This window comes from Alishewanella sp. SMS8 (assembly GCF_030737935.1).
GTDB lineage: Bacteria > Pseudomonadota > Gammaproteobacteria > Enterobacterales > Alteromonadaceae > Alishewanella > Alishewanella maricola.
Window position 1 is genome coordinate 1,508,444 of sequence record NZ_JAPJEA010000001.1, and the last position, 26,342, is coordinate 1,534,785.

Annotated in this window: 17 protein-coding genes and 1 tRNA gene; 11 read left to right on the forward strand and 7 right to left on the reverse strand. The window is 47.1% G+C overall.

Annotated elements, in window-relative coordinates; translation table 11 throughout:
- Positions 1-288: 288 nt before the first annotated feature.
- Complete coding sequence (yihA, locus tag ORJ01_RS06885; RefSeq protein ID WP_226750552.1) at positions 289-906, reverse strand: ribosome biogenesis GTP-binding protein YihA/YsxC; 618 nt, start codon at positions 904-906, stop codon at positions 289-291.
- Positions 907-1,099: 193 nt separating this feature from the next.
- Here yihA and ORJ01_RS06890 point away from each other — a divergent pair, with 193 nt between their 5' ends.
- From ORJ01_RS06890 to ORJ01_RS06905, 4 genes are all read left to right on the forward strand, one after another.
- Positions 1,100-1,726 carry a cytochrome c gene (locus tag ORJ01_RS06890; protein WP_306177408.1) on the forward strand — a complete coding sequence of 209 codons (627 nt, stop codon included), beginning with the start codon at positions 1,100-1,102 and terminating at the stop codon, positions 1,724-1,726.
- Positions 1,727-2,274: 548 nt separating this feature from the next.
- The gene (locus ORJ01_RS06895; RefSeq protein ID WP_226750554.1) at positions 2,275-2,922 is read left to right on the forward strand and encodes a class I SAM-dependent methyltransferase; all 648 of its coding nucleotides are present in this window, start codon (positions 2,275-2,277) and stop codon (positions 2,920-2,922) included.
- A gap of 33 nt (positions 2,923-2,955) precedes the next feature.
- On the forward strand, positions 2,956-3,540 hold the full coding sequence (gene yihI, locus ORJ01_RS06900; protein WP_306177409.1) for a Der GTPase-activating protein YihI: 585 nt from the start codon (positions 2,956-2,958) through the stop codon (positions 3,538-3,540).
- Between the two features lie 2 nt (positions 3,541-3,542).
- Complete coding sequence (locus tag ORJ01_RS06905; RefSeq protein ID WP_226750556.1) at positions 3,543-4,019, forward strand: DUF2489 domain-containing protein; 477 nt, start codon at positions 3,543-3,545, stop codon at positions 4,017-4,019.
- Between the two features lie 19 nt (positions 4,020-4,038).
- Here the strand turns inward: ORJ01_RS06905 and ORJ01_RS06910 are convergent, their stop codons facing one another.
- The 3 genes from ORJ01_RS06910 to ORJ01_RS06920 all read right to left on the reverse strand — a co-directional run bounded on the left by ORJ01_RS06910 (position 4,039) and on the right by ORJ01_RS06920 (position 6,158).
- Positions 4,039-5,325: an amidohydrolase family protein gene (locus ORJ01_RS06910; protein ID WP_306177410.1), complete on the reverse strand. Its 1,287-nt coding sequence runs from the start codon at positions 5,323-5,325 to the stop codon at positions 4,039-4,041.
- A 106-nt stretch (positions 5,326-5,431) separates the two neighbouring features.
- Complete coding sequence (locus tag ORJ01_RS06915; RefSeq protein WP_226750558.1) at positions 5,432-5,992, reverse strand: DUF1285 domain-containing protein; 561 nt, start codon at positions 5,990-5,992, stop codon at positions 5,432-5,434.
- Positions 5,993-6,082: 90 nt separating this feature from the next.
- Positions 6,083-6,158: transfer RNA gene (locus ORJ01_RS06920), tRNA-His, on the reverse strand.
- A gap of 191 nt (positions 6,159-6,349) precedes the next feature.
- Here ORJ01_RS06920 and ORJ01_RS06925 point away from each other — a divergent pair.
- From ORJ01_RS06925 to ORJ01_RS06945, 5 genes are all read left to right on the forward strand, one after another.
- Complete coding sequence (locus ORJ01_RS06925) at positions 6,350-7,174, forward strand: mechanosensitive ion channel domain-containing protein (RefSeq protein ID WP_226750559.1); 825 nt, start codon at positions 6,350-6,352, stop codon at positions 7,172-7,174.
- A gap of 2 nt (positions 7,175-7,176) precedes the next feature.
- Positions 7,177-7,926 carry a YdiY family protein gene (locus tag ORJ01_RS06930; RefSeq protein WP_306177411.1) on the forward strand — a complete coding sequence of 250 codons (750 nt, stop codon included), beginning with the start codon at positions 7,177-7,179 and terminating at the stop codon, positions 7,924-7,926.
- Positions 7,927-8,100: 174 nt separating this feature from the next.
- A complete protein-coding gene (locus ORJ01_RS06935) occupies positions 8,101-10,410 on the forward strand; it encodes a bifunctional diguanylate cyclase/phosphodiesterase (protein ID WP_306177412.1) in 2,310 nt (769 codons plus the stop codon).
- A gap of 49 nt (positions 10,411-10,459) precedes the next feature.
- Positions 10,460-11,683, forward strand: a complete 1,224-nt coding sequence (gene sbcD, locus ORJ01_RS06940; RefSeq protein WP_306177413.1) for an exonuclease subunit SbcD — start codon at positions 10,460-10,462, stop codon at positions 11,681-11,683.
- Positions 11,680-15,351, forward strand: coding sequence for an SbcC/MukB-like Walker B domain-containing protein (locus ORJ01_RS06945; RefSeq protein ID WP_306177414.1), 3,672 nt, complete (start codon positions 11,680-11,682; stop codon positions 15,349-15,351). Before sbcD ends, ORJ01_RS06945 begins: the two co-directional genes overlap by 4 nt.
- A 344-nt stretch (positions 15,352-15,695) precedes the next feature.
- Here ORJ01_RS06945 and ORJ01_RS06950 read toward each other — a convergent pair whose 3' ends face one another.
- Genes ORJ01_RS06950 through ORJ01_RS06960 form a run of 3 tightly spaced genes read right to left on the reverse strand, consistent with a single transcriptional unit; the run spans position 15,696 to position 23,040 of the window.
- Positions 15,696-18,773 carry an efflux RND transporter permease subunit gene (locus ORJ01_RS06950; RefSeq protein WP_306177415.1) on the reverse strand — a complete coding sequence of 1,026 codons (3,078 nt, stop codon included), beginning with the start codon at positions 18,771-18,773 and terminating at the stop codon, positions 15,696-15,698.
- Complete coding sequence (locus ORJ01_RS06955) at positions 18,770-21,847, reverse strand: multidrug efflux RND transporter permease subunit (RefSeq protein WP_306177416.1); 3,078 nt, start codon at positions 21,845-21,847, stop codon at positions 18,770-18,772. The genes ORJ01_RS06950 and ORJ01_RS06955 overlap by 4 nt, the downstream gene beginning before the upstream one ends.
- On the reverse strand, positions 21,847-23,040 hold the full coding sequence (locus ORJ01_RS06960; RefSeq protein ID WP_306177417.1) for an efflux RND transporter periplasmic adaptor subunit: 1,194 nt from the start codon (positions 23,038-23,040) through the stop codon (positions 21,847-21,849). Before ORJ01_RS06960 ends, ORJ01_RS06955 begins: the two co-directional genes overlap by 1 nt.
- A gap of 297 nt (positions 23,041-23,337) precedes the next feature.
- Here ORJ01_RS06960 and ORJ01_RS06965 point away from each other — a divergent pair, with 297 nt between their 5' ends.
- Both ORJ01_RS06965 and ORJ01_RS06970 read left to right on the forward strand, forming a co-directional pair.
- Positions 23,338-23,973, forward strand: a complete 636-nt coding sequence (locus ORJ01_RS06965) for an NAD(P)H-dependent oxidoreductase (RefSeq protein ID WP_306177418.1) — start codon at positions 23,338-23,340, stop codon at positions 23,971-23,973.
- A 282-nt stretch (positions 23,974-24,255) separates the two neighbouring features.
- Positions 24,256-26,334: an EAL domain-containing protein gene (locus tag ORJ01_RS06970; protein ID WP_306177419.1), complete on the forward strand. Its 2,079-nt coding sequence runs from the start codon at positions 24,256-24,258 to the stop codon at positions 26,332-26,334.
- The last annotated feature ends 8 nt before the right edge of the window (positions 26,335-26,342 follow it).

Here is a 26,342-nt window from a genome sequence, read left to right on the forward strand (position 1 = left end):
TTCAGAAAGTAGGCTTTATTAGCCGCCCCGCTGCTTGCAGCGGGGCGTTTTTTTTGCTGCAAAAGTCAGAATGATGATTGCGCGAGGCTTATTCGCTTGGCGTGTAGCGGTAAGATCACGCTTATCTTTGCTATCAGGCGAGTCAGGCGTTAAATTTTTAGAGTAAATACTTTAAACCGCATAAGTTGGGTGTTATGATCAACACGTCTTAACAGTAAGACATCCTGTTGATTAAATTATATAGCTTCTCCCCTGCTTGCTATAACCGACCCTCTTGGGTCGGTTTTTTTATGCCGCGTTATCGTCGTTAAACCACTGATCTAACGTTTGTTCTAACTCGGGTAAACCAAACTTATTTAACGAGCTAAAAGCCTGCACCTTAACATCACCCATAAAGGCCATGGCCGCATCACGTACTTCCAGCACAATTTTATTCCGAGCACCAGGCCCCAGTTTATCGGCCTTAGTCAGTAATATCAGCACCGGCAATTGGCTTTGCACCGCCCAATGAATAAGCTGCTGATCCAAATCTTTTAACGGATGACGAATATCCATTAATACCACTAAGCCTTTTAGACTTTGCCGTTTTTCTAGATACTCAGACAGTGACTTCTGCCATTTTTCTTTTACAGCTAAAGGCACTTTCGCAAAACCATAACCGGGTAAGTCGATTAATCTTTTATTCTCGGCCAACGTAAAGGTATTAATCAGCTGAGTACGACCTGGCGTTTTACTGGTTCTGGCCAAAGCATTTTGGCGAGTTAAAGTATTTAATGCGCTGGATTTACCGGCATTTGAACGTCCGGCAAAAGCGACTTCGATGCCGTTATCTGCGGGTAATGCCTTAATATCCGGGGCGCTGGTAAGAAAACTTGTTTGTTGATAATTTAATTTAATAGACGACACAGCCTGCTCCGGCGGTTAATTTATGGCTATTGTAGCGGATCAAAGGAGCAGTAAGAAGCATTTGCCGTGCTTTTGACCATAGTATGGGATTTTACTTTGGGCAGTTTCGTGTAAAATAGCTAAAAATTCACCTTAATGTTATTCATTGCTGCCAGCAAGCTGGCTTTTGAATGCGGACTGAGACGGATCAAACATGAAAAAAATCATACTTCCTCTGGCGCTGTTATTCGGTTTAGTCGGTACAGCTCATGCTTTTGACGGTGACGCCGAAGCAGGCAAAGCAAAATCTGCCACTTGTGCTGCTTGTCATGGTCCTGACGGTAACAGCGTTGTAACTATTTATCCTAAATTAGCAGGTCAACACGCTGAATATTTATATAAACAATTAACCGACTATAAGCTAGGTATGACCACTGGTGGGAAAGAAGGTCGTGCTAATGCCATCATGTACGGTATGGTTGCTGCATTGTCTGATCAAGATATGCAAGATTTAGCCGCTTACTTCTCTTCTCAGCGCATTACATCTGGCACAACACCAGAAGAAGTAATCGAAGTAGGTCAAAAGCTGTATCGTGGCGGTGATGCCGATCGCGGTATTCCAGCTTGTATCGCCTGTCATGGTCCACGTGGCGCAGGTACTAGCTTAGCGGGTTTCCCAAGAATCGGCTTCCAGAACGCAGACTATGTTAAAGCCACTCTAGAAGAATTTCGTGCTGGTACTCGTGCCAATGACATGAACGGCATGATGCGTGACGTGGCCAAAAAGCTGACTGACGATGATATTAAAATTCTGTCGCAATACTTAGGCGGCTTACACTAATACTTAGTTATTAGAAAAAACCGGCGAAGAAGCCGGTTTTTTTATGCCGCTTTGTGAGAAATATCTTACAAAGCATGTAAGACATCACCTATAGTTGAATTTTAATTGAACTATTTCAACTTTCTATACTTAACTTAAATCACTGAAAAATAATACGATATAGACTAAAGTCTAATTTTCTTCAGGTTTTTTATACTCAAGCGCTTGTTATCTGATTAGATCGGAGTAAATTAACTTTATCGCCGTTAGCGGTAAAACAACAGGGAATTTAGGTTAAGGAAGCCGCATGCACATTATGTGCGCTGTGTTTGAAGTTGCTCAGATGGTGTTACGCGTGAACCACGCGCAAGGAAGATTACGAAAGCATTAGGAAGATCATAAATAAAAAAACTTTTGCACGGACAGCAAACAATAATATAGGGATAATTTGCAACACGGTGTTGACTGCGCATCAGGATGAATTGCATTATTCAGAAGATGTGTCCATCTCTAGGCACGAATAAACAGGGCGATAAGGTTATCTTATCGCCCTTTGTTTTGGATGTAATATGCAACAATCAATCTGCCCATTATGCGGCCATGCAGATACCCTTCGCTATAACGCCCAACTGCATCCCCCTTACTGGCAATGTCAGCGATGCGCTTTGGTGTTTTTAGACCGACACCACCTACTCTCTGCCGAGCAAGAAAAACAACACTATTTGCTACACAACAATGATCTGAACGATGCGGGTTATCGGCTATTTCTGAATAAATTGGCAGCGCCCTTACTGCAAACTTTGGGCAATACCACGAAAAGTGGCTTAGACTTTGGATGCGGTCCAGGCCCGTTGCTAGCCAATATGTTACAGGAAGCCGGTCATCAGATGCAGGTTTGGGATCCCTTCTTTGCCAATGACCCCGCCCCGTTAGAGCAGCAATACGATTTTATCAGCTGCACCGAAGCGATTGAGCACTTTGTCGATCCGCTTAACGAGTGGCAATTATGGCTACAACTGTTAAAGCCGGCAGGGGTGCTTGCGATTATGACCAAATGTTATCCAACAGCAGAGGCGTTCAGCAATTGGTATTATCGACGAGATCCAACACATATTAGTTTCTTCAGTCAGGCCACATTTCGTTGGTTAGCAGCACAATATCAGCTTAAGGTGGCATTTCCAGCGAATGATGTGGTGATCTTCAGCAAAGCTGGGTAAAATGATCGGTCTTTTTACAGGTAGCAAAATACTATGACGCGTCAAAAAAAATCCCGCAATGCTGGCAACAATGGCCAACGCCATTTACCTGCCAGTGAGATCCGCAAAACCCGAGAAACCAAAGAAGAGACTAAGAAGAAAGGCTCAGGCCTGAAATCGGGTACTCGTAACAGCATGCAACAAAGTAAAGATGCGCAAGCTGAAGCGAACAAAGCCAAAAAAGATCCGCGAATTGGTAGCAAAAAACCTATCGCGTTAATCGCTGAGCCTACTTTGGTTGAGCAGATGCCCAACGTGGTCAGTGCCATACCCAAAGCACAGTTAAAAGCGGTTAAAGCTGAAACACTGACACCAGAGCAAGAGTTGGCCAGTATCGAAGCCGATGAGCGCCTACAAGCCCTATTAGAGCGCGTTGAGCAAGACGAAGTATTAACCGGCAAAGATGCAAAATACTTTAATAGCAAAACGGCACGCTTAAGCGAGCTGTTACAGTTATTAGGCTTAGATGACGCTGATGACGAAGCAACGCGCAGCGATAGTGCAGACGAAGAAGAAGATCCATTAGCGCGTTTTGAGCGTACCGACTGGCGTAAAACTTTGCTAGGCGATGAGGATTAAGCGTGACGTTATTATGGGCAAGTATGTTGGTGTTAGGTGTGGGCATTATTGCCGTACTGGCTTTTTATGCCGGTAAGCTATTGTGGCAGGTCAAGTTACAAACCCAGCGCCAACAACTCGAGCAACAGCAACTCGAGCAGAAACAGCAAGAGAAAAAACGCTACCTGCATGAAAGTATCGTGTTGATTAGCCGAGCAATGCTGGAGCAACAATGCGAGTTTTCCGAGGGCGCATTACGCCTTTGGGTGCTACTCGATCATTGGCCCGAGGAAGATAAGCCGGATCCCGTTGTGCACTATCCGGCTTTGCATAAGATGTATTTAGTGGTTCGTGATATGCCGACACATCAAGCTCGGAAAGAGCAAGATAAAAAGCTTACGAAGCAACAAGATAAAATTCGCCAACAAGCAGAAATCGACCTTAAAAGCGAGATTGAAGCTGACGTTAGCAAATTATTAGCAAGATTTCAGCAGGCCTAAGCCTGCTGCAATTTACTGATTACTGCTTATATACTTGCCCTGCTTTCATCACAAAACTGACGTTTTGCATCAGCTTCATATCCTGCAGCGGATCGCCTGCAACAGCAATGATATCGGCAATCTTACCAGCTTTAATCGAGCCAAGCTCTTGCTCAACGCCAAGTAATTTTGCGCCTTCAATCGTTGCACTATGAATCGCCGTTAACGCCGGCATACCAGCTTCGGTCATATAAACAAACTCTAGCCAATTATCGCCATGCGCGCCGACACCCGCATCAGTACCAAAGGCAATATTCACCCCAGCTTTATAGGCCCGAGCAAAAGTTTGCTGAATGAGTGGCCCGATGGTGGCGGCTTTAGGCCGAACAATTTCAGGGAAGAAACCGTCGATTTGCGCTTTATTTTGCACCCATTTACCGGCACTGATCGTCGGCACATAATAGGTACCGTGTTTTTTCATCAGGGCAATGGTGTCTTTATCCATGTAAGTACCATGCTCAATCGAATCCACCCCAGCAATAATCGCTCGCTCCATCCCTTCTTTACCATGAGCATGCACAGCGACTTTCATGCCGTAATCTTTCGCGGTTTGCACCACAGCAGCTAACTCTTCAACGGTAAATTGAGGGTTCATGCCACTTTTTGCCACACTTAATACCCCACCGGTTGCGGTGATTTTAATCAGATCTGAGCCTTCTTTATAACGCTGACGAACCGCTTGCTGGGCTTGAACCGGGCCATTTAGCACCCCATCAGTAGGGCCTGGGTTGCCCAATAACGCATTGGCTAAACCGTTGGTAGGATCAGCGTGTCCACCGGTGGTGGCTAATGATTTACCTGCAGCAAAAATACGCGGCCCTTTAACGTAACCTTGAGCAATTGCTTTGCGCAGCGCAATACTTACCTGATGGCTATCGCCCAACTCACGTACTGTTGTAAACCCGGCCATTAAGGTTTTTTCAGCAAACGCCGCGCCGCGAAGCGCAAAATCGGCTTCATTCAACCGGCTCCAATCGCTGTAAGAGGTTGCACTTAATTGCGTTGAAAAATGTGTATGCATATCCATCAAACCCGGCATAACCGTGTGATTGCGTAAATCCACCACAGTCGCTTCCGCACCGGGCTGTTGGTAACCGGCAACGATGGCGCTAATTTTATCGTCTACGACAATGATGGTTTGTGTTGTTAAAGGCTGTTTATCTTCGGCAGTAATCAATTTACCAGCGTGAATATAGGTTGTTGCCGCCTGTAAGGCCGATGGCATAGCACAAAGTGTCGTCAGTGCCAGTAGAGAGAGTCTTATCATGGTTATTATCCTCTTAATATTATTAGATTGTTGCCCTGTTATTGAAACTATGGGCTGCCGGGCCAAACCAAGCAATGCGCTTGCGGTATCTAGCCAGAATATGCGATTAACCGCTCAACTCGTCGCTATTCGCCAGTTCAGCTAACACAAAATCAACACCGCCACTGTTAATCAGCCAACGGGTGTGCTTGCCCTGAGTGACCATCTTGGCTTCTTGCAATAATTGATAATATAAATTGCGATGTAATCTGGCGGATAACCCTCGCCACAACTGCAAGTAAGGTAATTGCTGCCCAGCATAATATTGGATCTGTAAAGGATAAGCCGCACTGAGTGGCACAGCATCTTCAATGTTAGTGGTTAGCCATAACTCTGGGCCTGAGACAGCTTGTTGCCAATGACTTTGCGTTACTAAAAAAGGCACGTCTGCCACCTGGATGCGGACTTTTTCAGCAGGCGTTTGTAGAAAATAGTCGTTATCCTGCTTGAGTAAAACCGACGCGAATAAACGCACTAAGGCCGGTCTTTGAATAGGACTATCTTGATATAACCACTGGCCATCGGCAGTAATTAACAACGGCAAATCACCACAAAATGGCGGATCCCAGCTTTCAACTGGTGCTAAGTTAGGTTGGCTGAGTTGCTGTTGTAATTGAGATAAATCCATACCACAAGGAACCATTGGCGTGCTAATTAAACTGCAGTATAGCTGGGCAACACTGAGAAAGTAAGGTAATCACAAAGGCAGGAAAATAAGTGGGGTGACTGATGGGGCTCGAACCCACGACAACCGGAATCACAATCCGGGGCTCTACCAACTGAGCTACAATCACCGCCGAAGTGGCTATTTTAACCAAAAACCTCGCATGGCTCCAAGCTCTTTTTTGTAATTTGTCATCTAAGGGTACAAGGCTTTATGGTATGATCACTAACGTTTGCTGAGGTTTCCGGATTTACCGTCAGCAACACGCATAGTTTAGAAACCTCATCACACACCCTGCTAAAAAATTCAAAGGAGTGTTACATGGAACAAATCAACGAGTTATTCCAACAAAACCATGAGGTTTTACTCGGATATTTCATACAGCTTGTTGCTGCTATCTTCATCTTTTATGTAGGCCGTATTATTGCTCGCGGTATTAAACGATTAATTGAAAAAGGCTTGTTATCACGCAGTATTGATAAGGCCGTTGTTTCCTTCTTAAGCAGCATTGTGTATGCCGTTTTAATTATTGCCACAACCTTGATGGCACTGTCGCAAGTTGGCGTGCAAACGACTTCGTTTATCGCTATTTTAGGTGCTGCCGGTTTAGCGATTGGTTTAGCATTACAAGGTTCTCTGGCTAACTTTGCCTCTGGCGTGTTGATAATTCTTTTCCGCCCATTTAAATCGGGTGACTTTATTGATGCCGGTGGTATTTCCGGTACTGTAGATAAAATTGAAATCTTCCAAACCACCATGAAAACGCCAGATAACAAACGCGTTATCGTACCTAATGCCAAAATCACCGGTAGTCATATCACGAACTTTTCTGCTGAGGCCACGCGCCGTGTCGACTTAGTGATCGGTATCAGCTATGACGCTGATTTATTAAAAGCGAAAAACCTACTACAAGACATCATCAAAAATGATGAGCGTGTTTTAGCTGAGCCTGCGCCCAACATCCGTGTGTCTGAATTAGCCGACTCTTCAGTTAACATTATTGTGCGCCCTTGGGTGAATAGTGCTGATTACTGGGGTGTGTATTGGGATACGCTTGAAAAAGTAAAATTGACCTTTGATGAACACGGTATTGGTATTCCCTTCCCGCAAATGGACGTTCATCTTAAACAAGAAACAAAGGAGTAAACATGAAATTATTCACTGTAGCCGCAACGTTAAGTGTCTTATTTGCGGGTTCCGCGCAAGCTCAAGCTCCAGAGAAAGAGCAAAAGGTGTGGCAAACCTCAGCAGAGCTTGGCGCCATTACCACTACAGGTAATACAGCAGGTACGTCTATTACCGGTAAAATTGATGCCAGACAAGAGCTGGAAGAATGGAGCAATCAGTATATTTTCAGCGCGTTCTTTAAAGAAGATGAAAAAGTCGATGCTGATGGTAACAGAGAGAAAGAACGGTCAGCGCAACGCTATCTGTTATCTGCGAAAGGGGCTTACAAAATCGGTGATGAACACGATAATTTGTTTGTTTTAGGTTCGTATACCGATGATAAATTTGGTGCTTACACTAAATACACCACCATCGCCGCCGGTTACGGTACCCGTTTAATGGATCTGGAAAACCAGACGCTGGATGTAGAAATCGGTCCGGGTTATTACAACGCCCGCCGATCTACTGACGAAACAGAAAATGGCTTGCTGGCCCGTGGTGCTGCGGAATTTAAATGGACCATCAGTGAATCTGCCTCTTTTTCACAAACACTCAGCGTTGAAATCAGTAACGAAAATACGCGGACTATCGCTGAAACCGCACTCAGTGCCAGAGTGAATGGTGCTATGCAGATGAAAGCCGCCTTTTTAGTACAAAATGACTCTGATGTCACTGCCGATAAAAAGAGTACCGACACGCAAACCTCTTTAACCTTGGTTTACGCGTTCTAAGTACACCTATTACACAGCGGCTTCGTGCCGCTGTGTGCTTTATTTACCTTAATTCGCAACAAAAACCGCTATTTGCCCCCCTGCTCGTTTCGAATACCAACAAGTTCAACTATGCTTAGCACTTATCTTAGTCATAACACAGACGCTGTTTATCGCTGAAAATATGGAATTAACATGAATCCAAGGGCATCCAAACTGAGCAAACTGCCTTACTACCCTATCTTGGGGGCAGCGATTTATTTGCTATTGGGCTTGCTTTGGATCGAGTTTAGCGATGTATTTTTAGCGTCCATCGTTAGCGATCCGGTTTTACTCACCCGTTATCAAACTTATAAAGGGTTTGTCTATGTGCTGCTTACCGCCATCCTCGCCTGGGTATTGTTAAAGCAGCGACTGCAATTTGAAATGGCGCTGACCGAATCACAACGCCTGAGTCATATGGCGTTTGACTATGCTGCAACCGGTATTGCCTATGTCGACGTTAATGGGCAATTCATTAAGGTTAATAAAGAACTGTGCCGTATGCTGGAATACAGCGCTGACGAATTAAGAAGCATGACGTTTCAACACATCACGCACCCTGATGACTTATTACTTGACCAAGGTTTGCGAGAAAAGATTTTAGCCAATGACATCAAGCAATTTTCCATTGAAAAACGCTACATCACTAAAAATAACCACACTTTATGGGTACGTTTATCTGTCGCTTTATTACCGCCACAACAGCATCTATCGGCTTATTTTATCTCGGTCGTGCAGGATATTTCTGCGATAAAACACGCACAACATCAACTGCAAGAAAGCGAACAACGCTTTCGCACCTTACTCGACAGCATGCCCAATATCTCGGTACAGGGATATGACGAACATGGCGTAACGCTTTACTGGAATAAAGGCAGCGAGTTAGTGTATGGCTATAGCAAGCAAGAAGCGCTTGGCCATAACTTACTGGATTTAATTATTCCCCAGCCAATGCATAACGATGTAAAAGCCGCTATTCAAGCAATGACACATTCTGGCCACCCCCTGCCAGCAGAGGAGTTACAGCTACAACGCAAAGATGGCAGTCTGGTCAGCGTATACTCGTCACACGCGGTGATCTTCGACCCGGATAATAAACCGCGCATTTACTGCATAGATATCGATTTGACTGAACGCAAGCAACAAGAAGCGCAATTAGCTTTTTTAGCAGAGTACGATCCCCTTACGCACTTACCCAATCGCCAATTTTTTACGGGTCGTTTAGAACAAGCCATTAAGGTTGCCCGGCGCGAAAAGCTGCAATTAGCCGTATTGATAATCGACTTAGACAATTTTAAAACCATCAACGATTCGTATGGCCACAGTGTCGGCAATTTACTGTTAAAAAACGTCAGTGAAAAACTTAAAATTTTCTGTCGAGACACCGATAGCTTGGCGCGTCTAGGGGGCGACGAGTTTGCGATTCTGATCGAGCACTTACCCCACACAGAAGATGCCGCCCGCTTTGCTTTAGAACTGCTGCAAGCCTTACAACAACCGGCAAATTTAACTGAACGAATTGACGTCACTATAACCGCGTCTATTGGCATTAGTTTGTACCCTGAGCATCACAATAACGCTGAATCATTATTGCAAGGTGCTGACGCGGCACTGTACAAAGCCAAAGCGGAAGGTCGCAGCACATACAGCTTTTTCAGCAGCCAACTGACTTCGACAGCACGGCAACGCTTGCAGCTAGAAACTAAGTTGCGCCTGGCGATTAGTCAGCAACAATTACAATGTTACTTTCAGCCGCAAGTAGCTATTCAAAGCGGTCAAATCATCGGCGCAGAATTACTGATCCGCTGGCAAGATGCCGAGCAAGGCTTTATTTCACCAGAGCTTTTTATTCCCATGGCGGAAAACTGCGGGTTAATTCATACCATTGGCCATTTTGTGTTAGAGCAAGCCTGCCTCTTAGGCAAACAATGGTTAGAGGAAGGCTTACCTCAAGTGAAGTTAGCGGTGAATGTCTCGGCGCACCAATTTAGTAAAGATGACTTCGAGCAACAAGTGATCTCTACCCTGCTCGCTACTGGCTTCCCCGCCCATTTACTTGAGTTAGAAGTCACAGAAACCGCGTTAATGCACAACAAAGATGCCGCCATTCGCACGATGCAACAATTACGTGCTGCCGGTATTCGCCTTGCCATTGACGACTTTGGCACAGGCTATTCGTCCTTAGCCTATTTACAACGCTTGCCGCTGGATATTCTTAAAGTCGATCGCAGCTTTATTGATAATATCACCGACAATGACGATGACCGACAAATCAGTAAAGCGATCATTGAGTTAGCGCATACGCTACATTTTGATGTATTGGCTGAAGGCGTTGAAACAGCCGAGCAGTTGGCCTTGCTAAAAGAGATGGCCTGTGATTACTATCAAGGCTATTATTTTAGTCAAGCCGTACCCGCTGAGCAATTTCGACAGCTGCTACTGAATCAGTCGCCGCACGCTTAAACACATGCTAGCAACTCGACGACACGTTTAACTTGCAAAGGACGCCTGGTTGAAAATCCTGCACACCTCCGATTGGCATTTAGGCCAAAGTTTTTTTACTAAAACCCGTAAAGATGAGCACCACGCTTTTATCCAGTGGCTACTGGCCCTAATCAGTCGCGAACAGATTGACGCGGTGATTATCGCCGGTGATGTATTTGATACTGCCACTCCGGCCAGCTATGCGCGAGAGCTTTACAACGAGTTTGTTGTGCAACTGCAACAACGTCAATGTACGCTGGTGGTGTTAGGCGGGAATCATGACTCCGTTGCGGTACTTAATGAATCACGACAATTACTCGCCTGTTTAAATACCTATGTGGTAGCCAGTACCGAATTGTCTGTTGAACAACAAGTGATTCTACTTAACGATAAACAAGGTCAACCGGGCGCTTTGCTGTGTGCGGTGCCGTTTATTCGAGCTAAAGATGTGCTGCAAAGCCAAGCCGGCGACACCGGCCAGCAAAAGCGCCAAGCACTCGCCAATGCCATTGCCGAGCATTACCAACACCTATTTCAACTCGCCGAACAACAACGGCAAGAGCAGCAACTAAACATTCCCATTGTTGCCACGGGCCATTTAACGGCGCTTGGCGTCAGTAAAAGCGAGAGTGTACGCGAGATTTATATCGGCACCTTAGAGGGTTTTGCCGCAGAGGGTTTCCCACCGGCCGATTACATTGCGCTGGGGCATATTCACAGGCCGCAGCGCGTGGCGAAAACCGAACATATTCGCTATAGCGGCTCGCCATTACCCTTGAGCTTTGACGAGCTGGGCACAACCAAACAAGTGGTGCTGGTGGAGTTTAACGGCCGCGAGCGCCAACAGATTCGCTGTATTGATGTACCGCTGTTTCAACCCATGCAGGTGATCAAGGGTGATCTTGACACTCTGGCCGTGCAACTGGCCGCCATTGCACAACAACAGCACAGTAAGCCCGTTTGGCTCTGTTTGGAAGTTGCCACCCAAGATTATTTGTCTGATTTACAGCAGCGCGTACAACAACTGTGCGAAGGCTTGCCTGTCGAGGTATTGTTGGTACGCCGGCAACGCGCTGCGCCTAGCCAAGCGTTAATACAGCAGCAAAAAGAAACCTTGGCCGAGCTGACACCTGAGCAAGTATTCGCTAAACGTTTAGCAATTGAATCTATTGAAGATACTGAGCGACAACAGCAACTGCAGCAACGCTTTTTAGCGGTACTGTCCGCCGTGCAGCAGGAGCAGAGCCGATGAAAATTCTGACTTTACGGCTGAAAAACCTCAACTCATTAAAAGGTGAATGGAAGCTCGATTTTACCCAATCGCCTTTTGCCGAAAATGGGCTATTTGCGATCACCGGGCCAACCGGCGCCGGAAAAACAACCTTATTAGATGCGATTTGTTTAGCCCTTTACCATCAAACACCCCGTTTAGGCCAGATTAGCCAAACTTCCAATGAAATTATGACGCGCGGCAGTGCCGAATCGATTGCTGAAGTGGAGTTTGAAGTAAAAGGCATTGCTTATCGCGCCTTTTGGAGTATGCGCCGTGCTCGTGGCCAAGCCGACGGCAATTTACAGCCAGCCGATGTCGAGCTGGCTGAAGTGCAAAGCGGCAAAGTGTTAGCCAATCAGGTGCGACCTAAAAACGAAGAAATTGAACGCATCACAGGTTTAGATTTTGCGCGTTTCACCAAATCCATGCTGTTATCACAAGGCGATTTTGCCGCTTTTCTAAATGCCAATGAAAGTGAGCGCGCCGAGTTGTTAGAAGAGCTTACCGGCACAGAAATCTACGGTTTGATCTCGAAGCGTGTGCATGATGACTACACCCAAGCCAAACAAGATTTACGAGAATTACAGGCCAAATTAGCGGGATTTCAGCTGTTAAGCGCTGATGAGCTAACGGCCATTGAGCAAGAACAGCAACAGGTCAGCACCCAGCAAGTCTTACTGAGTGAGCAACTGAGCGCTTGGCAGCAACATCAACAATGGTGGGAGCAACAGCAGCAGGCTACACAGCAGCAGCAACTCGAAGCCAACCGCGCCCAACAGGCGCAACAAGCACTGCACGATGCAGCAGCGGATCTGGCTAAGCTTAGCCAAAATGAACCGGCTGAGCGCTTACGCACCCCCTTTAGCTTATTACAAAAGAGTCGTGATGATTTACAGGCATTAATTAGTGAACTGGTTAAAACAGAGCAGCAGCAACAGCTTACCATCGCAGATTTAGCTAAGCAGCGCAGTCAGCTTGAACACGCCGAGCAGGCTTTAGAGCACACTAAACAGCAAAATCAGCAGCAAGAAACCTTGCTCAATGAGCAGGTGGTGCCGTTAGATCATCAAATCGACGGCCTAGCGCAACAACAAAGCGCCCAGCAACAGCGTTTAGATAGTCTGCAGCAAAAATTACAACAAATGCAAGCGGATGACCGCCAGCTGCAGCAAAAGCTGCAACTGCTGCAACAACAACTCACCACTACCGCACGTTACCTGACAGAGCATCAGACCGATGCCGAGATCAATCGTTATCTTAGCAGTTGGCAACAGGCGCTTGGCCAGCTTGAAAAAAGCCAAGTGCAGCTGAATCAATTAGCCACTGAGAAGCAGCAAATTGAGCGAGAAAGCACGGCACTGCAAAGCAGCTTACAAGCACAACAACACACCTTGCAGCAACATGATAAGGCCCTACAAGCCCAGCAACAGCAGCACTTGCAACGGCAAAACGAATGGCAACACCTGTTACAGCAAGCTGATGAAGCCACCTTACAGCAACAACTGCAACAGCTTACTTTGCGCTGGCCGCAGTTGCATCAAGCTGAAAATTGCCAGCAACAGTATTGGCAGGCCAAACAAGAGCAGCAACAGTTACAAGCAACGCAGCAACAATTACACACTCAACAACAGCAGCTGACTACCGCGCGCGCCAAGCTCTTAGATGAATATCAACGGCATAAAGTACAAGTCGACGATTTGCAGCAACTGATTAGTCAAGAAGAACAGTTAGCGCACTATCGCCAACAGCTTGTTGCCGGCGAAGCCTGCCCACTGTGCGGTGCCAGCGAACACCCTGCCGCAGCGATCCCATTAGATCTGCCCGATACGCAAGCGCGGTTGCAACAGGCGCAGCAACAAGCAGAGCATACTTTAGCGGCGGGCCAACAAAGCCGCGAAGCCTTAGATAAGTGCACGGCGGAGCTGGCTGCACAAGCACCTCGCCTCAGTAAATTGGCCGAACTCATTAGCGCAACGCAGCAGCAATGGCAGCAGCACTGCGTGGCACTGGACGTCACGTTAGATATAAACGATTCGCAAGCCTTGCCACAGTTAAGCCAAACCTTACAGCAACAAATAGCGCGTACCAATGCGCAATTAACGGCTTTACGCCAGTCTGAAAAAGCGGTCATTCAGGCACAGCAAAGCCTGATCGAACAGCAGCAAGTGCAAGCCCAAAAAGCACACCAGCTCAATTTACTGCAACAACAACACCTTAATCTGCAACAGCGTCAAGGCCAATTAACACAACAGCAAACGGCGCAACAACACGACCAACAGCAGCAGAAACAGCAGCTACAAAATCAGCTTAGCGTTCAAGGCTATCAGGGCACGCTGCAGCAGTTACCTGCTTGGCTAGAGCAAAAACAGCAAGATGCAAAGCGGTATCAACAGACACTACAACAACAGCAGCAAAGACAACAAGACTTAGCCAGCAGCACAGCGGCACAACAGGCTCTTCAGCAGCAAATCAGTACACTGAGCACGGAACTACAACAAACTGAACACGTTGCCCAGCGCCAAACCACGCAGTTGCAAGCGCTAAAAGCGCAACGCCACAGCTTATTTGGCGAGCAAGTCGTCAGCCAAGCACGGCACACGCTACAGCAACAACTGCAGCACGCTCAGCAGTTATGGCAACAACAGCAACAGCAATATCGCCAAGTGGAACAGCGCCATACCGAACTCAGCAGTGTGCTAAACAACTTACAGCAGCGCCAGCAACAGCTGCAACAACAGCTTAAAGAGCAAAGTACCGCTTGGCAAAATAGCCTGCAGCTTAGCCCTTTTGCTCATGAAGCCGCTTTTCTTGCCGCCTTATTACCCGAAGCAGAGCGCAGCCACTTACAAAGTAAAAAGCAGCAACTTGAAGAAACGTGGCAAAGCGCTAATACCTTATTGCAAAAAGCTAACGAGCAATTACAAGCACTGCTCGAACATGAGCAAGCCTCGGCGTGGCAAAAAGTCAGTGCGACCGAGGTGGCTGCAACTCGACAACAACTTAGCCAACAGCAAACCGAACTGTTGTCACGCTTAGGCCAGCTAAAAGAGCAGTTGAATCAGCAGCAACAATTACGAGAGCGGCAGCAAAGTTTATTAGTTGACATTAACACGCAGCAACAACGCTATGATGAAATCACCCAGCTGCATACGCTGATTGGTTCGGCCAGTGGCGATAAATTCCGCCGTTTTGCACAAGGCCTGACGCTGGATAATCTGGTGTATTTGGCGAATAATCAGCTGCGACAACTGCATGGTCGTTATTTACTGAAACGAAAAGAACAAGCCGGCTTGTCGTTAACCGTGCAAGATACCTGGCAAGGCGATAGCGAACGCGATACGAAAACGCTGTCGGGCGGTGAAAGCTTTTTAGTCAGCCTAGCCTTGGCCTTAGCGCTATCGGATCTGGTCAGCCATAAAACCAGCATCGACTCGTTATTTTTAGACGAAGGCTTTGGTACCTTAGATGCACAAACGCTGGATATCGCCTTAGATGCGCTGGATAACCTCAATGCTACCGGTAAAATGATTGGCGTGATAAGCCATATAGAAGCGATGAAAGAGCGTATTCCCACCCAACTGCGGGTGAAGAAAAATACCGGCTTTGGTTTTAGCCAATTGGACGAGTGCTATCGGGTAACCAACTAACACTCGTCATGTCATGGCCGCGCTTTATGCTACAGTGCGATCTAGGGCTTGTTGACGTTTGCTGGTTGTTTTTGCAGCTGAGTGGCTGGTATTTATACAAGGCAGAGCTTGTGCCGTGTAGTTATTCTACATAAACAAGCGATAACGCAGTAGAAATGCCAGCCACACGCTGCCCGAAGGGTTCGTCTGGCGATGCTTTGCTCTTTGTCTCTCGTCGTTTATTTAGAATAACTAAATTACACTCCTCGTTTCGCGATCAAAACATCGCCAAACGAACAAAATCTAAACAGCAAACGTCAACAAGCCCTAGTTATGTTGTCTTTTTAACGTTGAAACTTGCTAAGTTATTTCAGCGACACCTCTGCAGATGGCGTCACGCTTTCAGCACGCGGTGCACGGCGAAACTTGCTCAACAACAAGTACACCGCAGGCGTGGTGTACAAGGTCAATAATTGACTGACTAATAAGCCGCCCACGATGGTGATGCCCAGTGGTTGTCGCAACTCAGACCCCTCACCAACCCCTAATAATAACGGCACCGCACCTAATAAAGCGGCGAAATTGGTCATTAAGATTGGCCGTAACCGCTGCTGCGCCGCTAACGCAATCGCCTCGATTGGTGCCAAACCTTGATTGCGCTCGGCGGCCAATGCAAAGTCGACAAGCAAAATGGCGTTTTTCATTACAATACCGATCAGCAAAAACAGCCCTAACAGGGCAATTAAACTAAAATCGCTATTAGTTAAATACAGCGCTAGCAGGGCACCTAAGCCAGCACAAGGCAAGGTAGACAAAATCGTGATCGGTTGTAGCAAACTCTCATACAAAATGCCTAACAACAGATACACCGCCACAACCACCGCAATCACCAACCAGGTTTGATCGCTACTTTTAAAAATAGCATTGCGCTGGTTTTCACCACTGACCACCACGATAGCCCCGGGCAACATCACTTCTGCCATAGCTTGCTCAATCGCTATAGAGGCTTGCTCCATAGTGGTGCCTTCTTCTAGACCATAACCAATATTTACCGAAGCGAATTGTCCTTCATGCTGCACTCGGTCATTAACTAAACCATACTGATAGCTGGCGATAGCCGCTAAAGGTACACGGCGACCATCGTTGGTAATTACCTGTAACTGCTGCAACACTTCGGGCTGAGCGGTATAACCGGGTAACAGCTCCATCACGATGCGGTACTGGTTTTGTTGATCATACAAGGTCGCGACTTGTCGTTGCGAAAAGGAGTTATTCAGCACCGTGGCCACCGTGCGCATATCCACGCCGAGCCGCTGCGCCGCTTCGCGATCAATGGTTAACTCAATTTGCTGTGCATCTTCACCGCCGGGGGTATCAACATCGACTAACCCAGGGACTTCTTGCAGTTTTTCGCCGACAACCTTGCCCCATTTTCGCAGCAAATCTAAATCATCTGATAACAACTGCACTTCATAGTCACTGCGACTAAAGGGTGAGGATAAACGAATATCTTGATCGACATTCATAAACAGAATGCCGCCAGGCACTTTTGGCGCATTGGCTCGAAGCCGATCCACCACAGCGCGAGCAGACACTTGGCGCTCTGCAAGCGGCTTTAACCGTACGCGCATTTGCGAATTACTGACACCGCGATCCCCCCCCGCCGAGCCGATTAAGTCAGCCACGGCAGGATCTTGCAAGACATACTGGCGAAAAGCTTCGATTTTTGGCTGCATCATTTGATACGACGCGCCATCATCGCCGCGCACAAACCCATTCAATTGGCCAGTATCTTGCTCTGGTAATAAACCCGATGGCACCTTGTCATATAACCAAGCGCTGGCGGCAAATAACAACACTAATAACAGCAATAACCAGCGATAATGCCGTAAGCACACATCAATACTGTGCCGATATCCTTGCTGCAAACGCCAAAAGAAACCGGAGGTGGCCTGTTGCTTAGTGGGTTTACGCAACAATAATGCTGACATACTGGGCGTTAAAGTCAGCGAAATAAGCAATGAAATCACCATCGCCGCCACTAACGTAATAGAGAACTCTCGGAATAACCGCTCAACTAAGCCCCCCATAAACAAAATAGACAGGAAAATCACAATCAGTGCCAAATTCATCGCTAACAAGGTAAAGCCCACTTCAGCTACGCCTTGCCGTGCTGCTTGTAGCGGCGTTAAACCGCGTTCAAGATGGCGACGAATATTCTCGACGACCACAATGGCATCATCGACCACTAAACCGGCAGCGACGATTAGCGCCATCACCGATAAGTTATTCAATGAAAACCCAAACAAATACATCGCGGTAAAAGCGCCAATTAATGACACCGGGATCGCCACACTGGGAATTAACGCGCTGCGAAAATTGCCTAAAAAAGCCCAAACAACCAACACCACCAAAATAACGGCCAGTGTTAAACTCCATTGCGCTTCTAAAAGCGTGGCACGGATCACCGGGCTGCGATCCATCACCACCGCTAAATCGGCACCGGCTGGCGTTAAGGCTTGCAGTAAAGGCAGTTCGTTGTAAATCGCATCAACGGTTTCGACTATATTGGCACCGTTGCGCCGACTGACCATTAAAATCACCGCGTCTTTATCGTTATGAAAGCCCGAACTGTAGCGGTTTTCCGTCGAGTCACTAACAATGGCTACGTCAGATAAACGGATCGGCGCGCCATCGGTATATTTAACAATTAAATCTTGATAATCCGCCGCACGGCGCAAGGTTTCACTGGTGGCCAATTGCCAGCGATGGCTATCCGTTTCTAATACACCTAAGGGTACTGAGGCATTAACCGTATTAATGGCGCTGCGCACTTCATCTAACGCCACTCCATAATGCGCCAGCATACCGGGGTTCAGTTGCACCCGCACCGCCGGTAGCGACGAGCCCGTGACCTCGACTTCACCCACCCCTGTAATTTGCGCCAACTTTTGCGCCAACACCGTTGAAGCATTGTCATACAGCGTGCTGCCCGCCAAATGACTAGAGCTCAAAGCTAACGCCATAATCGGCGCTTGCGATGGGTTAAACTTGCGATAAACCGGATTGCCAGGCATCCCAGCGGGTAACTGGCCACGCGAGGCGTTAATGGCCGCCTGTACTTCACGGGCTGCGGCATCCACATTACGATCTAACTCAAATTCTAAACGAATTTGCGTAGCGCCCTGACTACTTGACGAACTGATGCGGCGAATACCTGAAATGCTGCCTAATGCGCGCTCTAACGGCGTCGCAACCGTAGCCGCCATGCTGTCGGGGCTGGCACCAGGTAAGTTGGCCGTGACCACGATCATCGGAAAATCGATAGCCGGTAGTGGAGACACTGGCAGCAAGCGCCAGCTCAACAAGCCCATTAACAAAATCGCCGTCGCGATTAACGCACTGGCCACCGGCCGCTGAATAAAAGGCTGCGCCAGATTCATAGCGGTGCCACCTCAGCACTTGGTTTAATTTGGCGTTGACCAAACATACGGTCAAACCATAAATACACTACCGGCGTGGTAAAGAGGGTTAATACCTGACTAACCAATAACCCCCCCACCATCACTAAACCTAACGGCTGGCGCAGCTCAGCACCTGAACCACTGGCAAGCATCAGCGGGATGGCGCCAAACAAGGCTGCCAAGGTGGTCATTAAGATCGGCCTAAAACGCAGTAAAGCAGCCTGATAAATGGCTTCGGCTGGAGTCATGCCGCGATTACGCTGCGCGTCTAACGCAAAATCGACCATCATAATGCCGTTCTTTTTAACCAAACCTATCAACAACACGATACCGATAACGGCAATCAAATCGAGCGGCTGCCCTGTTAACAGTAACGCCAATAAGGCACCGACGGTGGCAGAAGGTAAGGTTGATAAGATGGTCACGGGATGGATTAAGCTTTCATACAAGATCCCCAGCACGATATACATGGTGATAATAGCCGCAAGAATTAACCATAGCGTGTTATCCAAAGAAGAACGGAAGGCCTCTGCTGCACCTTGGAAACTCAGCTCAACTTCAGCGGGCAGTTGCAGTTGTTGCTGCACTTGCTCGATCGCGGCTACCGCCTGACCGAGTGAATACCCTTGGGCTAAGTTAAAAGATAAGGTCACGGCCGGGAACTGCCCTTGCTGGTTAATCAGCAAACGGGTAGGTCGCTGACTCACCTTCGCTACTGCCGCTAGGGGTACTGAGTCGCCTCGGCTATTGGTTAAATACAACTTATCAAGCGCGTCCACCCCTTGCACCTGTGCAGGGTCAACTTCTAACACCACCCGATATTGATTACTTTGCGTAAACAAGGTGGCGATTTGCCGCTGACTATAAGCACTTTGCAACACTGAGCTAATTTGTGACACCGTTAACCCCAATTGCGCAGCGGCATTGCGGTCAATATCAATATAGGCTTGTAAGCCTTGCTGCTGCAGATCGTGCGCCACCTCAGAGAGCTCAGGTTGTTGCTGTAAAGCCTCAACCAGCTCGGGAAGCCACTGGCTAAGGGTCTCGTAATCAGGTGTACTAAGCGTAAACTGATATTGCGTGCGGCTAACCCGATCTTCAATACTCAGTTCCTGCACCGGCTGAAACCAGCCTTTAATCCCGGGGACATCTAACACTTGCTGCTCCAGCTCACGTATAATTTCTACGGCAGATTGCGAGCGCTCATTGTGCGACGTTAAGTTCAGTAAAATACGACCGCTGTTAATACTGCTATTACTGCCATCGACACCAATAAACGACGATAAGCTAGCGACATCTGGGTGTTGCAGCATATTTTCGGCTAAAGCTTGCTGGCGCAGTGCCATCGCTTGAAAAGAAACATCCTGTGGCGCTTCGGTGATCACTTGAATGACACCACTATCTTGCACCGGGAAGAACCCTTTGGGCACCGCCATATACAAGCCCACGGTTAACGCCACGGTAGCGGCTAAACTTGCCAGCGCCAGCCGTTGATGGCGCAACACCCATTGCAAACCACGACCATAACGCTGGATCACCCGCTGCATTAAATCATTCGGGTTATCATGCGCTGGCATTTTGGTTAGCAAACGCGCACAGAGCATCGGCGTTAAAGTGAGCGACACCACTAGCGAAATCATAATGGCCACCGCTAAGGTCACGGCAAATTCAAAGAATAAGCGCCCCACTACATCGGCCATAAACAATAGAGGGATCAGCACCGCTATTAGAGAGAAGGTCAATGAAATCAGGGTAAAACCAATTTCTTTCGCGCCTTTTAGTGCCGCTTCCAGCGGCGAAGCGCCTTCTTCACGGTGGCGCGCAATGTTCTCCAGCATCACGATGGCATCATCGACCACAAAGCCGGTGGCAATGGTCAGTGCCATTAACGTCAGGTTGTTCACTGAAAAATCTAACCACAACATGACCGCGAAAGTACCAATTAACGACAGCGGCACAGCTAAGCTAGGAATGATGGTTGCCGGTATGGTACGCAGAAACACAAAGGTCACTAAAATCACCAAAAACACAGCAAAAACCAGTTCTTTTTGCACATCGCGTACCGACGCTCGAATACTTTGTGTCCGATCGGTTAACACCATCACATCAACTGCGGCAGGTAAGGTCGCGGTTAATTGCGGCAATAGTTGCCGCACACGATCGGCGACTTCAATGACGTTAGCCCCCGGTTGACGCTGAATATTCAGTAACACCGCCGGTTGCTCATTGGCCCACGCGGCTAAAAAGCGATCTTCAGCGCCTTGCTCAATACTGGCTACATCACGCAAACGCACCGGCGAATTATCGCGCCAGGCAATGATCAGATTCTCGTATTCAGCCGTGTCTTGTATTTGATCATTCGCATCTAATAAGGTTGAACGAAACGGGCCGTCAAAGCTGCCTTTGGGTTGATTGGTATTGGCGGCAGCAATGGCTTGGCGCAAATTTTCTAAGCTCAAGTTCATATTGGCTAATGCCGCCGGATTGGCTTTAACCCGGATGGCAGGGCGCTGTCCGCCGGCGAGGCTAACCATACCGACCCCCGGTAATTGCGCTAACTTTTGTGCCATACGTGTATCAACTAAATCATAAACTTGCGGTAAACGAAAGGTTGCCGAGGTAATGGCTAAGGTTAAGATCGGTGCATCAGCTGGATTCACTTTGCGGTAAATCGGCGGTGTCGGCATATCCGATGGCAATAACGAGGAAGCAGTATTAATCGCCGCCTGGACTTCTTGCTCGGCAACGCCCATATCCACCACTAAAGCAAACTGCAGGGTAATAACCGACGCGCCAGCCGAGCTGCTAGACGACATTTGTTTTAAACCAGGAATTTGCCCCAAGCGCCGCTCAAGCGGCGCGGTAATGGTTCGTGTCATAATGTCTGGGCTAGCGCCCGGGTTAAAACTAAATACTTGGATGATCGGATAATCAACCTGAGGCAATGCTGCTACCGGCAGCTGCCGCCAACTGAGCACGCCAGCAATTAAAATGGCTAGCATTAACAGCGAGGTAGCAACCGGTCTAAGAATAAACGGGCTGGAAAGGTTCATTATTGCGCCCTCTGCGGACGTCTTCTTGGTTGCTCAGTTACGGGTTTTGCTTCTTTAACCGAGCCATCATTTTCTATCACTTCAACCGCACGACCTGGCCGTAAACGATCCAAGCCTTCCAGCACCACCGGCGTACCCGGCTGTAAACCTGCGGTGATGGCCACTTTGCCATTATCGACCGCCCCTAGGGTAACTTGACGAATTTGTGCACGATTTTGCTCAATGGTGTAAATATAGGTTCCGGCCGAGCCATATTGCACCGCATCTTGCGGAATAGTGATAGCCCCTTGTTGCACCGAAACATTTAAACGCACATTAACAAACTGATTTGGAAACAGCTCTTCTTGTTCATTTTTAAACTCGGCTTTTAAGCGTAGCGTGCCCGTTGTCGCATCAATTTGGTTATCTAAAGTGGTTAGCACGCCTTGACTCAGCAGCTGCTGCTCTGCGCGATCCCAAGCTTCTACGGTTAACACCTGCCCACTGCGAAAGGCATTACGAACTTGTTGCAGCTGGCTTTCAGGAATGGCGAATACCACCGTAATTGGCGAGCTTTGGGTAATAGTAACCAGCCCTTCGGCACTATTCGCTTGCACCAGGTTACCCACATCAACCCGGCGTAAGCCTAAACGCCCGGTAATAGGAGCATGAATTTTGGTATAGGATAACTGTAACTTCGCCGCATCTAACTGCGCTTGAATACTCTTGCGGCTGCCTTCTAACTGTGCGACCAATGCCTGTTGCGTATTATATTGCTGCGCAGAAATAGAGCTTTGTTCGCGTAATTTGCTATACAGATCTAAATCCATCTTCGCATTTTTCAATTGCGCGGTGTTTTGCTCTAACTGCCCTTGAGCTTGGGCAAATTGAATTTGATAATCGGCCGTATCAATTTCCGCTAATAGCTGACCGGCGGTCACTTTATCGCCTTCATTAAAATGCAGTTGAGTTAATGGCCCACTTACGCGACTTTGTACAATCACCGTATTGAGCGGCGTAACAGTACCAATGGCTTTTACTTGCACACGTAAGTCAGCTAATGCAGCTTCAACAACGCGCACCGGCACCGGCATTGCCCAAGGACTAGTGGGTCGTTGCCCAGCCTCTGCAGTTTTTGGCCAAAACCAATAAGCGCTTGCTGCTGCCACCAACACCGAGGCAACGATGAACATTGTTTTTTTCTGCCAAGCCATTTTGTATTTCCTTCACCCTGGATCTTAAATTGCTGACACTATAATGTGCCGACAGCCCGCACTCAACGCGACAACCGTCAAGATTTGGTAAAGACGCGCCTGCATTCGCCCAACTGCATTTTTCTGACGGTAGATAGCAGTAAATGCCCTCACGCACCGCAGCGCACACGCCCATAAAACCGCTACAACAAGCTGACGTTCGTAAAAAAACAGTTTGCGCTAAACCTTGAAAGTCAGGCTTGCCGTACCTAACTCCTAAACCACTACTGCTTATACACAGAAATAGGAATGATGATCATGTCCAACACGCTTGAATTACTTAACTGGCGATATGCCACCAAAAAAATGAAACCCGATGCGATAGTGCCCACTGAAAAGCTCGATATTATTCTGGAGTCAATTCGTTTATCCGCCAGCTCAAGTGGCCTGCAGCCCTATCAGGTATTAGTGGTAACGGATGACGCCTTAAAAGCACAAATTCGTAAAGTAGCGTGGGATCAGTCACAAGTTACTGATTGCTCGCATTTATTGGTGTTTGCTGCTTGGGATAACTACACCCCTGAGCGCATTAATATGATGTTTGACTTGGTTAACGAACAGCGCGGTTTTAAAAACGAAGGTTGGGAAGCCTATCGGCAAAAACTCTTGGCTTATTATCCACAACGTCCGGCCGAGCAAAACTTTGAGCATGCCGCACGTCAAGCTTACATTGGTTTAGGCTCCGCCCTGATCGCGGCAGCGGAACAAGAGGTGGATTCTACGCCAATGGAAGGTTTCGAACCTGAGCACGTTGATCGCATTCTGGGATTAGGTGAACTGGGTTTAAAATCGGTGATATTACTGCCATTGGGCTACCGTGAAGCCGGTGCTGATTGGTTAGTTGACTTGAAAAAAGTACGCCGCGACAGCGCTGATTTCCTGATTAATCGCTAAATACCTACCGCTTCCACATGGTGGGAGCGGTGTTTTCCCTCCCCCTCGGCTTTTACTTCAGCCTTGCTGATGCGCAATTCACTTTGTTGCGTTTTATTCGAACAAATTTTTCGCTGAAAAAATTATTTAGTGTTATGTTAATTAGCATGTGGATAAACTGCAATTAAGGGCTAGTTGCCAACAAGCGTTTATGGATAAAGCAGCACAGATTCTTCAATTTCAGGTTAGTAAACTCACCCTGCAAACTTTGTGGTTTATGCTTTTGTTAGCCGAGATGCAGCTATGCGAGTAAGTCAATTCTCAGTTCGCATTATCGGTATTACCCTGTTGGCAGTATTTTTAACCGCCGTCTCTGTGAACACCCTGAGTTTAAATGAATATCGCAATTTATATGTGCAAAAATCGATGCAAAACCTCGATGCACTGTCTGAAAACTTATCAGAGTCGCTCTTACCGTTTTTAGTAAGCGAAGTTGATATTCCTAGTATCGCCACCACCTTATTACAGCTAGATCGGCATGACTCCACCGTATTTGCGCAAGTATTTGATAAAAATGACCAGCAAGTGTTTTTTTATGTAAATCCCGCCAAGCAAACCGAATGGTCAGACACGACCTTACAAGACACACAACTTAAAAAGGGCTTTGGCACTGAACTGGTAAATAAACTGCTGGTATCCAACAAAATGATTGGCGATGAAAGCTATGCAGTGGGCAGCTTACTGATTGTGCAAGATCCGGAGTCTTCGTTAAAGCAATCGGCAAATACCTTCCTAAAAAAAGTTATTCCATTATTAGTGTTTATCGCTTCGCTAGTGGGCTTTTTAGCTTTTTCGATGCAACAACGTGTGTTGCAAAAACTGAATTTAGTGACCTCATTTGTCCGGAAAATCAAACATTCAGGCAATAAACTGGAACGTTTAACCATTGAAAATAAAGACGAGATTGGCTTATTAGCCGAGCAAATTAATGAATACTTAGACACGATAAATAATTATGAATTTAAAATTCAAAAACAATTAAATGATTTAGAAGAAAACAAACAAAACTTAGAAAAAATAGCCAATTACGATTCATTAACAGGCTTACCGAATCGACAGATGCTGCATGCCATACTGCGTTCTGCACTGGCACGGGAACAGCGCCGTAACGCCGATCTGGCTATTTTGTATTTTGACTTAGATAATTTTAAGCATGTCAACGACACCCTTGGCCATGATGTGGGGGATCAGTTGCTATTTCAGGTCGGTGAGCGCGTATCGCACCTGATCCGCGAAGGCGATTTGCTGGCTCGTCTAGGCGGTGACGAGTTCATCGTGCTGCTGATTAACAACGAACAAGATTATTATCCTCCCAGTGAAGTGGCCATGATCACGGCACAACGTATTGCAGATAACCTGAAGAAAATTTTTTATATCAATAAATGGGAAGTGAGCACCGCAGCGAGTATTGGTATTGCTTATGCTAAGCAAGCGAATTTTGATACCGAATTACTGTTACGCAATGCCGACATCGCAATGTACCAAGCAAAACTGCAACGCACAGGGGGTTTTGCCTTATTTGAACATGCTATGCATGCCAGGGTTCAACGCCGACATGAGATCGCTAATAGCATTTTACGAGCCATTCAAACCAAAGAATTGTACTTAGCCTATCAACCTAAACTAAACCAACAGGCTGAGATCACTGGCTTTGAAGCGTTACTACGTTGGGAACATCCCACATTGGGGACGATATCGCCAGTCGAGTTTATAGAAATTGCCGAGAAAACCGGAAAAATCACCGCGATGACCAGCTTTGTGCTGGATAACGTTATTTCTGATCTGTTCATATTAAAAGCCCATTTTCATAGCCAAGTTTCTGTTGCTGTGAACCTGTCTGCTATGGATCTTAAAAGTGACACCTTTAAACAGCAAACATTGGCTTTATTAGTCAGGCATGCGAATCATGCCCCTAACTTAGAATTTGAAATTACCGAATCGGCTTACTTAGATAATTTTGACGCCGTGAACGAATTCGTGATTAATTTGCACCTCGCGGGCTGCAAAGTGTCGCTAGATGATTTTGGTACGGGTTATTCGTCTCTGAGTTATCTAACAAAACTTGATATTGACCTACTAAAAATAGATCGGTCTTTTATTAATAATATGGAAAATGGCAAGGCCGATAAAAATATTGTCGAAACCATTATTAGTTTAGCGAACAATTTAACGATGTCGGTTTGCGCAGAGGGTGTTGAACAGCTCGCTCAGTTTGATTACCTTAAAAAAATTGGCTGTGATTATTTTCAAGGGTACTACTTTTGCCGGCCTGTACCTCTTAAAACCTTACTAGAAACATACCCCAAAACCGGCACGTCGTAACATCCCCA